Raw genomic sequence first — 14,500 nt, forward strand, 5'->3', positions numbered from 1 at the left:
TGACCCTGATTGTTTTGTTGTTGGGGGTATGGCCCGATCCGCTGCTGGATATGATGCATGCATCGGTCGAGCATTTATTGACTCAGGTTTCTCAGTCCAAGTTGTAGTGTAGTGTAAGGAATAAAGTGGCCATACAGAAGCTCCCAATTCGTTCCCGGCAAGGCGCAGCGTGCAGGCAATGGCCATTGCCTGCACGCCGTGCCTTGCGGCTGACCCCTTGGCGCTCTCGCTGAATGACTACTTTATTCCTTACACTACACTGGAGGTAAGACAAGCGTGATGTATCAGGTTCCCAATATGTTTTTTGCGCTGCCGGAAATGGTGATGCTGGCGATGGCCTGCATTATTCTGCTGGTGGTGGCCTTTACCGGTTCCCGCAGAGCTGATTGGGTTTATGGTCTCAGCCAACTGAGCCTGGCCGGCACCGCTGTCATTGTCTGGTTGTCTCTGGGCGACGGTGGTCTTACTTTTTCCGATACCTATATCAAAGACAGGTTGAGCGATGTGCTCAAACTCAGTATTTGTCTGGTCAATATGCTGGCGTTGTTGTATTCGACCGCTTATCTGCGTGCCCGCAACCTGATGCAGGGTGAGTTTTACGTGTTGGCGATATTTGCGACGCTGGGTATGTTAATCATGGTGTCGGCCTATCATTTCCTTACCTTGTATCTGGGATTGGAGCTGTTGTCTCTATGCCTCTACGCCATGGTGGCGATGCAGCGTGATTCCGCGATTGCCACTGAAGCGGCAATGAAATATTTCATTCTCGGCGCGATAGCTTCGGGCATGCTGCTTTACGGCATGTCGATTATTTACGGTGTTACAGGCAGTCTGGCACTGAATGACATTGCCCAGGCCATTGCCGGTTCATCAGGCAACGAAACTATTCTCAGTTTCGGGCTGGTGTTCCTTATCATCGGTATCGGTTTCAAATTCGGTGCCGTGCCGTTTCATATGTGGTTGCCGGATGTGTATCACGGTGCCCCTACAGCGATGACATTGTTTATCGCCTCGGCACCCAAAATCGCGGCTTTTGCGATGCTGATTCGATTATTGGCTGAAGGGCTGATAGACTTGCAAAGCCACTGGCAGGACATGCTGATCATGCTGGCGATATTGTCGATGATTCTCGGTAATGTGCTGGCCATTGCGCAGCAGAATCTGAAAAGAATGCTGGCCTATTCGACCATCTCTCATGTCGGTTTTCTGTTAATGGGGGTGTTATCAGGGACCGAGGAAGGGTTTGCCGCTGCGATGTTTTATACCCTGATTTATGCGTTGATGACACTGGGCGCTTTTGGCATGATCTTGTTATTGAGCCGACAGGGTTATGAAGCCGATGCAATTGATGATTTCAAAGGGCTTAGTGACCGCCAACCCTGGTTTGCATTGATGATGTTGATCCTGATGTTTTCCATGGCAGGCATACCGCCGCTGGCAGGTTTTTATGCCAAGTTGACGGTGATCAAAGCGGTGATTGACGTCGATCTGTTATACGTCGCGATTATCGCAATGGTCGCCTCGGTTATCGGCGCCTTTTATTATCTGCGCGTGATCAAGGTCATGTATTTTGACAAACCGGTCGTAGAACATCAGCTGGAGGCGCCGGGATCGATGCAGATTATGCTCAGTGCCAATGCCATGCTGGTGCTGGCTTTGGGAATATTCCCGGGTATGTTGATGGAAATTTGTTCAATTGTTTTTGCTTAAAAGGTCATAATGTCTATCTGGTTGATCATTATTTTGTTTTTGTTGATTGCCAATCTGCCATGGATAGGCAACCGGGTATTTTTTGTTTTCGCGATGAAAACCAAACCGGTGTGGGTAAGACTGATTGAGTTGCTGGTGTATTATCTGTTAAGCCTGCTGATGGCGATTGTTTTCGAAACACGTTTTTCAGGAGATATCTATCCGCAGAGCTGGGAGTTTTTTGTGACAACTTTCAGTCTGTTTCTAGTGCTGGCAGTGCCCGGTGTGGTTTACCGCTATCAATGGTTACCGCTACAGAAAAAATTCAGATAAGTTCAAGAATCATCGCGGTTATCACCGGAAACTGACGCTATTCAGATCTGATTCCGTATCCAAACTCCAGCAGACAACAATCTGTAACCCGATTATTTAATAATGGGTGCATCTACGGCCATTCTAGTTTAGAATTGGCGGGTTTAACTACGTGTAGATGCACGAATTGTTCATTCAAACATCATAGAGACAGGAAAATGGCTGATTTATCGAAGTATAGAAATATAGGTATCTTCGCTCACGTTGACGCGGGCAAGACTACCTCAACGGAACGCATTCTGAAACTGACCGGTAAAATTCACAAGACCGGTGAAGTACACGAAGGTGAATCGACCATGGACTTCATGGATCAGGAAGCCGAACGTGGTATCACTATCCAGTCAGCGGCAACAACCTGTGAATGGAAAGGCCACCGCCTGAACGTTATCGACACCCCGGGACACGTTGACTTCACTATCGAAGTATATCGCTCCCTGAAAGTACTGGATGGCGGCATCGGTGTTTTCTGTGGTTCCGGTGGTGTTGAACCCCAGTCAGAAACCAACTGGCGTTATGCGAATGACTCTGAGGTTTCCCGTCTGATCTTTGTGAACAAACTGGATCGCATGGGTGCTGATTTCTACCGTGTTGTTGAGCAAGTTGAAAATGTACTGGCTGCGACACCGCTGGTCATGGTTTTGCCAATCGGTATCGAAGACGAATTCACCGGTGTGGTTGATTTGCTGACCCGCAAAGCCTGGATCTGGAAAGACGAGAAAAATGCTGAAGACTACAGCATTGAAGAGCCACCAGCTGAGATGGCTGACCAAATCGAAGAATGGCGTGAAAAGCTGATCGAAACTGCCGTTGAGCAGGACGACGATCTGATGGAAGCCTATCTGGAAGGTGAAGAACCTTCTATCGACGATATCAAACGTTGCATCCGTAGAGGTACACTGAAGCTGGACTTCTTCCCGACCTACTGTGGTAGCGCCTTCAAAAACAAAGGCATGCAGCTGTTGCTGGATGCGGTTGTTGATTATCTGCCTAACCCGACTGAAGTTGATCCGCAACCGGAAGTGGATCTGGAAGGTAACGAAACAGGTAAACACGCCATCGTTGATATCAAAGGTCCTCTGCGCGCCCTGGCGTTCAAAATCATGGATGACCGCTTTGGTGCCTTGACCTTTGTCCGTATTTACTCAGGCGAACTGAGAAAAGGCGACACCGTCCTGAATACCTTTACCGGTAAAACCGAACGTGTCGGCCGTATGGTGGAAATGCACGCTGATGACCGTAACGAGCTGGACTATGCCCATGCCGGTGACATCATCGCCGTTGTCGGTATGAAAGATGTCCAAACCGGCCATACCCTGTGTGATCCTAAAAATGCGGCCACACTGGAACCCATGGTATTCCCGGATCCCGTTATCTCTATCGCGATTGCGCCTAAAGATAAAGGCGCATCGGAAAAAATGGGTATCGCGCTGGGTAAAATGATCAAAGAAGATCCTTCATTCCGCGTAGAAACCGATCAGGACAGTGGCGAAACCATCATGAAAGGTATGGGGGAACTGCATCTGGATATTAAAGTTGACATCCTCAGACGTACCCATGGCGTTGATGTTATCGTCGGTGAGCCACAAGTTGCCTACCGTGAAACTATCACCCAACGTGTTGAAGACAGCTATACCCACAAAAAACAATCGGGTGGTTCCGGTCAGTTCGGTCGTATCGACTATATCGTTGAGCCGGGTGAACCTGGTAGTGGTTACCAGTTTGAATCAACCGTTACCGGTGGTACTGTTCCTCGTGAATTCTGGCCGGCTGTTGAAAGCGGGTTCAAGAAAATGATGGGCAAAGGCGTGTTGGCGGGCTTCCCGTTGCTGGATGTTAAAATCAACCTGTTTGATGGTTCTTTCCATGCGGTTGACTCCTCAGCCATTGCATTCGAATTGGCAGCTATGGGTGCTTTCCGCCAGTCTATTCCTAAAGCGGGTCCGCAACTGTTGGAGCCGATTATGAAAGTAGACGTATTCACGCCAGATGATAACGTCGGTGATGTTATCGGTGACTTGAACCGTCGTCGTGGCATGATCAAATCTCAGGATGCAAACGCGACAGGCGTACGCATCAAGGCTGAAGTACCACTGAGCGAAATGTTCGGTTATATCGGTTCGCTGCGTACCATGACATCAGGCCGTGGTCAGTTCTCTATGGAGTTCCTGCACTACATGCCATGTCCACGTAACGTATCTGAAACCGTTATTCAAGAAACTAAAGAACGTGAAGCGGCGAAAAAATAATCAGAATTTATTCTGATGACTTTTAAAAGGGCTGATTTTTATCAGCCCTTTTTTTGTCTTAAGCTAGATTTGCTACCTATAATCATCAATTATTTAACTCAGGGCCAGGTCAATGCAACCGCAGGATTTTAATAGTGAGTAATAGAAAATACCAAATCGACCAATCATTCGAGCGACTGGGCTTTGGCGTTATATTTCAAGAAGATCATGATGAAGCTTAGTGACTTAAAAGGGCTTGGACCAAAATCAGATAACCAGCGCGGGCAGGATAACACCAGAAAGCGGTGCGTCTGCTGTGAATATCAGATGCCGACTGAGCATCGATAATGAGCGAATTGTGAGTTATTTAGTTATTTGCGCAGTAGCGTTGTTTGCGTCAGCCTTGACGTTCTTCTCTGGCTTCGGGTTAGGCACACTGCTATTGCCTGCCTTTGCCTTGTTCTTTCCAATCGAGCAAGCCATTGCCCTCACTGCGGTTGTACATTTCCTCAACAACCTGTTCAAACTGGCTCTGGTCGGGCGGCATGCTGATCGGAATGTTGTTCTTCGCTTTGGTCTGCCAGCTATCGCCGCAGCGTTTCTCGGCGCATGGCTGCTGACCTGGCTTGCCGGGATCGCACCCGTTTTTACCTACTCCGCTTTTGACCGGTCGATTTCAGTGATGCCGGTAGAACTGCTCATTGGGCTGCTCCTTCTATTTTTCACCTCATTGGAGCTGCTTCCCCGTTTTCGTACGCTGTCTTTCGGAACGCAGCTTATGCCCCTTGGCGGCGTGCTCAGCGGGTTCTTTGGCGGCCTCTCAGGGATGCAAGGCGCACTTCGATCGGCGTTCTTGTCCAGGGCCGGCCTCACAAAAGAGGCATTTATTGGTACCAGCGTTTTGGTCGCCTGCCTGATTGACTTTTCGCGTATTGGGATCTATTCCAGTTCACTGGTCAAGGAAGGCGTGCAGTTGAATTACAGCCTGTTGGCAGCAGCGGTGCTGTCGGCGTTCATCGGCGCTACGCTGGGCAACAAATATCTCAAAAAAATGACAATGCCGGGAATCCAACGTATGGTTGCCATCATGCTGTTTTTCGTTGCATTTGGTTTAATTACAGGCGTTCTGTGACGGTATGGACGTGGCTGCACCTGCCCCTTCGTTGCAGGCTGAGTGATAAAGCCGCGCAGTACCCCTGAATTCAAATATTGGACTCTATATACTTAATCTGACGAATCCAATTTTTCCATAAAAGTGTAAGCGTTTTTAAGCTGCTCCATTCAAAATACGGGGGCGCAGTGACTGACTTTTTGGCTTTCGCGGCGTCCGGCGGTGATGTTTTATTTCCGTTGGTTCCTTGCTACGATGGAACCAATATGGAGGCGCAATGTTCGATCTAAGCACGGAAGAGATACGTGTGATCGTGAACGAGTTAGATCAGGCGATCTACAACCATGAAGAATGGTCCAAGAGGCTAACCAGGACGCTGGTTTGCAACTTACCCTCCGACGAATATGACCTTACCGTTGATGCTCACAGGCATTGTCTGTTCGGGCAGTGGTATTACAATCGCGCATCGCCGAGCTTGCATAAACTGCCCGGGTTTGTGGCCATTGACATTGAGCATCAGCACATGCATGAGCAGGCAGCGAAACTGCTGCAGGATGCCGCTGCGGGTGTCGCTATTTCTCCTGCTGGTTATGATAATTTCGAAAATGCTCTGGAGCGAATGCGTCTTCAGATCCATACATTGCGGCGAGAGTTTACCGAGAGGCTGTACAACTGCGATCCACTGACGGGGGTTAATTCGCGTCTCGGATTGCTGACTTCACTCCGTGAGCACCACGAGCTGGTCAAACGCAACACACAGAGCTGCGCCATCGCAATGATGGATATAGACCATTTCAAGATGGTCAATGACCAGTATGGGCACTTGGGCGGTGATAAGGTCCTGTCCTCTTCCGCAGGATATCTGATGAATCATTCAAGGAGTTACGACAAGGCTTTTCGTTACGGCGGGGAAGAGTTCGTGATATGCATGCCCGGCCTGGAGTTGGAGCAGGCCTTTAGCTTTATTGAGCGGTTGCGCGTGGGGATTGCGGAAAATGTGGTGATCTACGACGGACATGAAATTCGAGTCACGGCTTCCTTTGGGGTTGCGATGCTGGAAGCAGGTATATCGGTTGAAGATTGCCTTGAACGAGCCGATAAGGCGCTTTATACGGCGAAGTCTGCCGGACGTAACTGCACGCGCGTCTGGACGGAAGAAATGGTCGTTTTGTCACCGCGCGTGGAATGAAAGGAAAGTAAGGTGGGAGCCGGTTGATGGCTGTTATCGCCGATGTGAATCAGTTTTAATTTCAGCTTTTTACCAATCCATTACTTTTCATTTTTTTAATATGTGAGTCTTGTGATAGCAATGCCAAAAGCTCGGCGGGCTCCAACCAGGCCTGCAGTTGTTCCAATGATGCCGCTTGTTGAATCTTCCAGTCTGCGGTGACACTAGGGGCATGAAACTCGCCCGGTTTATGTGCGTCCAGCAAGGGCAACTGTGCCAGATGCCATTTGCAAAGAGCCTGATGGCTGTTAAGAAATTGTAAAGGTGCCTGAACAGGATCCTGAGGCGGCATGGTTTTAATGACCTCATCCAGCTTAACCAGAATGTCATTGGGGTATTTTTCTTCCGGTGCCCTGAGCAGGCCCAGCCTGGTGAAGGCAAACGATCGTTTTGTACCGCCACTCAACCATGACAGGGGAATGGACAGCATTAAACCGCCAGTGATGGGGAGCAGCCAGTAAAACAGTGCCAGACTGTTGGAGTAGGCGATTGCTGCCAGCAGAATGCCAAACAAGGTGTGGCCATGATGTGCCCGATAGGCTTGCGACCAGTTCAGTTCACCATCGTTTCTTGATTGCGGATGCCAGCCACTGTCTTTTCCCATGATGATTTTGCAGACTACGCCAAATTGCGCGACCATCAAAATCGGCGCGTAGAGGGCTGACAGAATGGCCTCAAATAAAGTGCTGAGTGTAAGTAGTATGGGGCCACCAAAATGACGGCAGCGTCGTAAGTTAATTATCGCTGCAAACCAGCCAAACAGCTTGGGTGCAAGTACTACTGCCATGGAGACGATAAACAGGCTTAAGGCCCGTTTAGCATCAAAAACCGGCCAGGTTGGGAACAGCGAAGGGTTGGCGAAATATTCCGGTCTGACGAGCAAGGCCTGTACCGCGATGGCCAGACCGACCACAATCAGTGCTAACCAGAACACAGCGCTGAGATAAGACATAATACCCGACAATATATGCAAGCGGGTCGGCAGCACCAGGCCATGCGCCAGTATGACTCGGCTATGCTGAAGATTACCCTGACACCACCTTCGGTCACGTACCAGAACGTCCGTCAACGAGGGCGGCGCTTCTTCATAAGAGCATTTGATATCGGTATCGAAACGTAATCCCCAGCCGGCTCGTCTGAGTAATGCGGCTTCAATAAAGTCGTGACTGAGAATATGTCCGCCGAAAGGCGGTTTACCCGGCAAAATAGGCAATGAACACGCTTCAGCAAAGGCTCTGGTACGAATGATGGCATTGTGACCCCAGAAGTTCGATGATAAGCCATGCCATGCGGATAAGCCTTTGGCATAGATGGGACCGAAACAATGATTGGCGAACTGTTGCAATCTGCCATACAGACTGCGGGCACGCACAATGGTCGGCAAGGTTTGAATCAATCCGATTTCGGGGGCGGCTGCAAGGCGACGAGATAGTGTCAGCATGCTTTCTGCACTCATCACGCTGTCAGCATCAAGCACAATCATGGCTTCATAAGCCCCGCCCCAGTTTTTCACCCAATCTGCAATATTGCCGGCTTTACGCTCCTGGTTGTTGGCACGGCGTCGGTAAAACACCGGGCAACCGGCTTGATCGTTATTAAAAAGCTCAAGCAGCGCATTTTCCTCTGTTATCCAGGCATTAGCTTCGTTGGTATCACTCAATATAAAAAAAGCATATTTGCCTGGTGCATGCCGGAGCAGATCCTCTCTCATGGTTTTCACGGCAGCAGCAATACGTGCCGGTTCTTCTTTGTAGACTGGCAGCAAAATAGCAGTTCTGAAGGGAGCATCACCTTTTTGTTCCGGTATTCGCATCAAACGTGGGGTCAGACTTAGCAAAAAGCCAAGAAATGCCTGGGAAAAAGCAAAGGAGATCCAGATAAAATTAATGCTGAACAGAGCCAGAAACAGCCACTGCAGGGAGGCCACACTGTTGGTGCTGAGTACACCATACATTTCCCGCAGCCCGTAATAGGACAAGGATATGGTGACGGCCACAATAAACAGACGTGATAATAAAGTAGCCAACGGGTAAAGCCGACTTCGTTTATGTTGTCTCAGGGTATGACCGGCTTCATTAACGCTGTGGCGAGGCATCTCCAGGGGAGCTGCCAGTGGCAATGCACGTTCAGCTAGCATCATTCCCCCGAAAAAAGATTGGGTTTGATCCAGCGATAAAGCCAGGTTTCACTGGCTGCGGTGTCTCCTTTTTTCAATTGAACACGCAGTTCTGCGACATCAGCACCTTCGGCATCAAAGGAGACAAACACTCGGCCACCACCGGTTTCCGGATTAGCTTGTAACCGTGTTTCCAGAATCCGGCCTTTGTTGATCGAGGCGTTAACTACGGTATGTTCGATGTCGGCAGCAGTGAGGTTGTTATAGTCAATCACGATCTCTCGGTGATCGTTGAAGAGTTTTTGCCCGCCTGCACTGCGGACAATTTGCCTGTTATTCGGCATGGGATTGATATTATCAAGCCAGGTCAGACGGTATGAATAGGAGAAGGCTTCACCTTTTTTGAGTCCGCCCGCGGGTCGCCAATAAGCGACAATATTGTCATTGGTCTCTGAATCAGACGGAATTTCTATTAGTTGAACCTGGCCTTTGCCCCAATCTTCAAGCGGTTCTACCCACACGGATGGCCGACGATGATAGTTTGCTTCCAGATCCTGATAATGTTCAAAATCACGCTGGCGCTGGATCAAACCGAAGCCGCCGGGATTTTCGTCGCCAAAAGTGCTGATTTCTAACTTTTCGGGGTTATTGAGCGGCCGCCACAATCGTTCACCGTTGGCTTTTGCAATCGCAAGAGCTTCCGAGTCATGCACCGCGGACCGGTAATCAGGCATATCTGGCGGTACCAGCGGTCCATACATGAACATGGAAGTAAGCGGTGCGAACCCGACATGATTGAGGTCTCGCCGCGGAAACAACACAACCTCTACATCCATTTTGGTCGGTGCATCCGGATAGATACCGAAGCGATAGGCTCCGGTCACACTTTTGCTGTCGAGCAGGGCATGCACAACAATGGTTTGCTGGTCTTCTGAGGGGCGCTCGATCCAGAAGCGTTTGAACATCGGATGTTCTTCACCCTGCTGCGGTTCAGCCACGTCAATCGCCAGGCCTCGTGCGGACAGACCATATTGCTGCCCTTTAGAGACGGCGCGAAAGTAACTCGCTCCCTGGAATACAACAAATTCGTCTTTGTAGTCTTGCTTATTAAGAGGGTAGTGCAAGCGGAAACCGGCATATTTACCAACCTCTACCAGGGTTTTGGCGATGGATTGTTCGGGGACTCTGAATGAAGAATCGGTGACTTTTATAGGGTAGCTTTTACCATCCTCGATAATATTGATATCAACCAGTTTCTTGAATAAAAAACCCGGCGCAAACAACTGAATTGAGAACTTGGAAGGTGAGTTACCCCAGATGGCCGCATTTTGCTGGAAATTGATCTGGCGGTAGGTGGAATAATCCAGGCTGGTCAGTGATTCAGGGGCATCCGGAGGCGCTTTGAACGGCTGCTGAGACAATTTTTTAGCGAGCGTTATTACTGTCTGGTGAGTGAATGGTTTGTGCTCGATAGTGGACTCGGACTCGGCGTAGGACATTTTGCCGAACAAAAGCAGCAAGATGGACATAGTAGCGAAAAAAAGCGAACTTGCTTGAACAAGGCTGCGGGTAATACCGTTTACAGCTGTGTTGATGTACACGTTCGATCATCCTCGCTGATACAGTTCGGATAAGTTGGAGATAACGGATATTCGACAAGATAAATCAGCATAAATATTCATGCTGAACTTCTTTAGTTAATGTTTCACAGCTGAAATTGATAAGCAATGCCCGGACCCGGGCAATGCCTAAGAGCCTGTTTACGTTCTCTACACCACTGCGCCGGTGCAGAGATCATAAATAAACAGGCTCTTAGATTTGTGATGCATCCTTCACTAATGCGTCCAGCAGTGTCTGCATATCTTCAGGCAGGTCAACCTGCCAGGAAACATCCTCGCCTGTGGTGGGGTGTTTGAAACCTAGAACACCGGCATGTAAAGCCTGACGGCGGAATGCCTGCACTGTTTCACGGCAGGATTCGCTCATGCCCTTGGGGATCTTGAAACGGCCGCCATAGACCGGATCTCCCAGCAGCGGATGACGAATATGGGCCATATGAACGCGGATCTGATGGGTACGGCCGGTTTCCAGTTTGCAGCGGATATGAGTATGGGCCCGGAATCGTTGTATCACTCTGTAGTGGGTCACCGCGGGTTTGCCTGTTTGGCTTACAGTCATACGCTTGCGGTCAATATGGTGGCGGCCAATCGGTTCATCTACGGTGCCACCGGCTGTCATCACACCAATGGCAATAGCCTGATATTCACGCTGTACCGTACGGGCCTGCAATTGCGATACCAGCGAATTGTGTGCCTGCAAAGTTTTGGCAATCATTAAAAGACCGGTGGTGGCTTTGTCGATACGATGTACGATACCGGCGCGAGGGATGTTAGCCAGTTGCGGTGTATGAGCGAGCAGGGCGTTAACCAGAGTACCCTGATGATTACCGGCGCCGGGGTGAACTACCATGCCCGCCGGTTTATTGATAATGATGACGGCATCATCTTCATGCACGATATCTAAAGCGATGGGTTCTGCGTGCCAGCTTTCGTCCTGAATTTCAAGCTGGGTGTTTATGCTGACCCGTTCGCCGACCGTTACGCTATCACGTGGCCGCAGTTGGCGCTGTTCAACGCTCACGTCACCAGCCTTAATCCATTTAGTCAGTTGCCCACGCGAAAATTCCGGAAACAATTTGGCCAAAGCCTGATCCAGACGTAGCCCGTTCATTTCCTCGGGGATGAAATCTTCTAATTCAATTTTTTCTGACATGGGATTGCTTGCTAGTGATTAAGCACTCATTATAACGTAGGCTTGTAGTTACCGTATGAACAAGGAGAGAGGCATGTCGTTGCAACGACTGATTGGCATAACGATATTGATGTTGGTATCGGCAGCCAGTGTTGCTCAGGAGCGTGATGTTGCGCTACTGGCCGCGGCCTGCGCAGCTTGCCACGGCACAAACGGCCATAGTATGGCCGGAACCCCGAGTCTTGCCGGTCTGGAGAAATTGTATTTTATCGAACAGATGCAACAGTTTCGTAGCGGTGAGCGCTCAGCGACCGTGATGAAGCAGCATGTCAGTGGTTACACTGAAGAAGAAGTGCGCCTGCTGGCAGACTATTTTTCCGGACAATAACTTTATTCTGGCTGGCAGTGCTGACAGAAATAGGTCGCTCGCTGGGCTTGGCGGATACAGCTGATAGGGTTGTGGCAGGTCAGGCAGGGCTGGTTCTGGCGGCCATAAACATTGAGCTGCTGGGCAAAATAACCCGGCATGCCATCACTTTTGCGAAAGTCGCGAAGCGTGGTGCCGCCGGCCTCCAGCGCTTTTTCCAGTACCTGTTTGATGGCTGCTACCAGTTTCTCTACTTGTTTTGCCGTCACCTTACCTGCGGCTCTGGCCGGGTGCACACCCGCCATAAACAGGGCCTCATTGGCATAGATATTACCGACACCCACCACAATTTCACCGTTCATAATGAAGCTTTTTATATTGGCAGAACGCCCTTTGGCGCGGTTGAGCAGATAATCGGCATTGAACTCTGCTGATAAAGGTTCCGGCCCCAGATGGGCAATCAGCGGGTGCAGATCGGTATCCGCCTCGCTCCAGAGTACCGCGCCGAAGCGCCGTGGATCGGTATATCGCAGGACTTTACCATTACTGAAACAAATATCGACATGGTCGTGTTTGCCAATATCATTGTCATTGTCCAGAACATGTAATCTGCCCGACATGCCCAAGTGGATGATCAGTGTGCCGCTGTCACAGCGCAGCAGCAGATATTTGGCACGTCTGTCGATCTGTTTGACCATCTGCCCGGGGAGAGTCTCAGTTAATCCAGCCGGCACCGGCCAGCGCAGGCTGCCGTTGCGAATATCGATTTTGCTGATTATCTGGCCTTGTATATGAGGTTCTATCCCGCGTCGGGTTGTTTCTACTTCAGGTAATTCGGGCATGATTAAGGCGCTTTGTGCGATGGCAACAGCTGTGCTCGCAATGCCAGCGGAAAGCTGTATTGCAGTTGCGTGTCAGGGTTGGTTAATAACAGGTTCTGCTCTGTCAGGGTGATGATCAACTGCATCGGTTCGGCATTACCTTGCAGCCAGAGTTGTATTTGCGGCTGGGGCAGCAGTTCGAGTTGTTCGACGCTGAGATAACTGACGTGCATGGCATAGGCATGCTGCCAGCTGTCAACCAGTGTTTTCAAGCTATCAGAGGATAACTTGCTGTCATCACTCTGCCACTGTCCCTGTGACTGGCTGATATCGACAAACCGGCTGAAGTGAGACTGTTCTGAATTGTACATGGGTATTTTGAGACGTCTGATTTGTTCGTTTTCGGCGAGCAGACGGTTTTCAATGAAGCTGGTGGCATTGGCGGTCAGCAACGGGGTAACATCGTCCTGGATCAGATATATCATGTCGTTGTGCAAAACATACCGGTGCTGGCTCAAGCTTTCCACCTGGCCGAAAGCAAATGTCTGCCCGTTCATGCTCATTTTTATTTGCGGCTGGCTGAGACCGAACTGGCCCAGTGAGTCCTTGGCGAGCGGCTGGAACTGACCATGCAGGGGCGATGATAACAGGCTAAGCAGAAGTTTAATGCGTGTCTCGTTAGCACGTGCTGTGAAAGGTGTGATCAGAAACCAACCATCCTGTTCTCGTTTCAATTCAATTTGCGGTTTGTCACCGCGCTGAATAAGGATCTGTGTCACGTCATCAGCTGTGAGTTCAGATAAACTGGGGGCGGGCTCAGTTTCTTGGTTATCATGCTGCGTTAGCCACAATAGGGCGATCACGATAACCAGCAGAATCAGGTTAGTAAGATAACTGCTTTTCATCGCCGTCGTCTCCGCCACCAGATACCGAATCCGGTAGCGAGAAAAAATACCGGTAAGACCAGTAAAAATCCCAGCCCAATGATCATGGACTGGGTGGAAGATAAACTCAGTTGCGTGCCGACACTGGTTTTGACCGGGATGTTGATCAGTTGATCATCATGGCCGAGCCAGTTTGCCAGAGCCATCGCCAGATCCAGATTGGCGGCATTGCCTATATAACTGTTGGATATAAAATCACCATCACCGATAACGGCAATACGTTGCTGACGATCGCTGTCATTTTCCAGCTGGCGGCTTAATACATAACCGAGCGAGACCGGGCCGGGCACATCAGCACCGGCGTCATAAGCCTGCGTTGCCAGATTTTGTTGATTGATAATGTCGGATTCGACCCAGGCATCGTGCTGGCTGTTAAGCAGGTTGAGATATTGCCAGCTTTCAGCCGCTTCGCTGTCAGCTTGCTGAATGGCCACGGCTTCAGCCAGCAGGGAGACATTGGCGGTTGCGACACCAATCGGGTGATTGGCATAGTCGCTGATAAGCACAAAACGCGGGTCTTCGATACCCAGCATGATGGTGTTCGGATCCATGACCGTACCGGCGATAAACTCAATCCCTAATATTTCAGCCAAAGGCCTCAGCGAATCAGTTTGATTGGGTTCAGCCAGCCATAAAAGGTTGCCGCCGTTACTGACGTAATCTCTGACCAGTTGTATTTCACCGGGCAGCCAGCTGCTAACCGGGCTGGCGATAACCAGGGCTGCCGTATTTTCCGGGATGTCAGCATGTTCGACCAGATTCAGCGACTGGATTTTAAAACCCTTGTTTTCCAGTTGCTTGGCCCAGGTACTCAGGCTGTAATTGTTCTGGTCAAACAGACTGCGTTCTCCATGATCATTGGGCTGGGATTTTTAC

The 14,500-nt window shown here is 49.9% G+C and carries 12 protein-coding genes and 1 pseudogene; 6 read left to right on the forward strand and 7 right to left on the reverse strand.

The features are described from left to right. The first annotated feature begins 276 nt into the window (after positions 1–276). From nuoN to OMP95_RS11715, 5 genes are all read left to right on the forward strand, one after another. A complete protein-coding gene (gene nuoN / locus OMP95_RS11695; protein WP_266329031.1) occupies positions 277–1,710 on the forward strand; it encodes an NADH-quinone oxidoreductase subunit NuoN in 1,434 nt (477 codons plus the stop codon). Positions 1,711–1,719: 9 nt separating this feature from the next. After that, a complete protein-coding gene (locus tag OMP95_RS11700; protein WP_266329033.1) occupies positions 1,720–2,022 on the forward strand; it encodes a DUF2818 family protein in 303 nt (100 codons plus the stop codon). Positions 2,023–2,219: 197 nt separating this feature from the next. Then, positions 2,220–4,307, forward strand: coding sequence for an elongation factor G (fusA, locus tag OMP95_RS11705; protein WP_266329035.1), 2,088 nt, complete (start codon positions 2,220–2,222; stop codon positions 4,305–4,307). A gap of 337 nt (positions 4,308–4,644) precedes the next feature. Beyond that, positions 4,645–5,418, forward strand: a complete 774-nt coding sequence (locus OMP95_RS11710; RefSeq protein WP_266329037.1) for a sulfite exporter TauE/SafE family protein — start codon at positions 4,645–4,647, stop codon at positions 5,416–5,418. A 256-nt stretch (positions 5,419–5,674) separates the two neighbouring features. Then, positions 5,675–6,586, forward strand: a complete 912-nt coding sequence (locus OMP95_RS11715) for a diguanylate cyclase (protein WP_266329039.1) — start codon at positions 5,675–5,677, stop codon at positions 6,584–6,586. Positions 6,587–6,647: 61 nt separating this feature from the next. Here OMP95_RS11715 and mdoH read toward each other — a convergent pair whose 3' ends face one another. The 3 genes from mdoH to rluD all read right to left on the reverse strand — a co-directional run bounded on the left by mdoH (position 6,648) and on the right by rluD (position 11,513). Beyond that, complete coding sequence (gene mdoH, locus OMP95_RS11720; protein ID WP_266329041.1) at positions 6,648–8,765, reverse strand: glucans biosynthesis glucosyltransferase MdoH; 2,118 nt, start codon at positions 8,763–8,765, stop codon at positions 6,648–6,650. After that, positions 8,762–10,342, reverse strand: a complete 1,581-nt coding sequence (locus tag OMP95_RS11725; RefSeq protein ID WP_266329043.1) for a glucan biosynthesis protein G — start codon at positions 10,340–10,342, stop codon at positions 8,762–8,764. Before OMP95_RS11725 ends, mdoH begins: the two co-directional genes overlap by 4 nt. Positions 10,343–10,553: 211 nt before the next feature. Next, a complete protein-coding gene (gene rluD, locus OMP95_RS11730; RefSeq protein ID WP_266329045.1) occupies positions 10,554–11,513 on the reverse strand; it encodes a 23S rRNA pseudouridine(1911/1915/1917) synthase RluD in 960 nt (319 codons plus the stop codon). A gap of 73 nt (positions 11,514–11,586) precedes the next feature. On the opposite strand from rluD, the gene OMP95_RS11735 reads away from it, so the two are divergent. Then, positions 11,587–11,880 carry a c-type cytochrome gene (locus OMP95_RS11735; RefSeq protein ID WP_266329047.1) on the forward strand — a complete coding sequence of 98 codons (294 nt, stop codon included), beginning with the start codon at positions 11,587–11,589 and terminating at the stop codon, positions 11,878–11,880. A gap of 2 nt (positions 11,881–11,882) precedes the next feature. Here OMP95_RS11735 and mutM read toward each other — a convergent pair whose 3' ends face one another. The 4 genes and pseudogenes from mutM to OMP95_RS12540 form a co-directional block, all read right to left on the reverse strand. Next, positions 11,883–12,701: a bifunctional DNA-formamidopyrimidine glycosylase/DNA-(apurinic or apyrimidinic site) lyase gene (gene mutM, locus OMP95_RS11740; protein ID WP_266329049.1), complete on the reverse strand. Its 819-nt coding sequence runs from the start codon at positions 12,699–12,701 to the stop codon at positions 11,883–11,885. Between the two features lie 2 nt (positions 12,702–12,703). Continuing rightward, positions 12,704–13,585 (reverse strand): DUF4340 domain-containing protein, encoded by an 882-nt coding sequence (locus OMP95_RS11745; protein WP_266329051.1) that lies wholly within the window; start codon positions 13,583–13,585, stop codon positions 12,704–12,706. Beyond that, positions 13,582–14,217 (reverse strand): hypothetical protein, encoded by a 636-nt coding sequence (locus tag OMP95_RS11750; RefSeq protein ID WP_266329054.1) that lies wholly within the window; start codon positions 14,215–14,217, stop codon positions 13,582–13,584. Before OMP95_RS11750 ends, OMP95_RS11745 begins: the two co-directional genes overlap by 4 nt. Before the next feature lie 21 nt (positions 14,218–14,238). Beyond that, positions 14,239–14,466, reverse strand: a pseudogene (locus tag OMP95_RS12540) (Gldg family protein); the annotation flags it as partial. Between the last annotated feature and the right edge of the window lie 34 nt (positions 14,467–14,500).

The organism is Methylophaga sp. OBS4 (assembly GCF_026319305.1).
GTDB lineage: Bacteria > Pseudomonadota > Gammaproteobacteria > Nitrosococcales > Methylophagaceae > Methylophaga.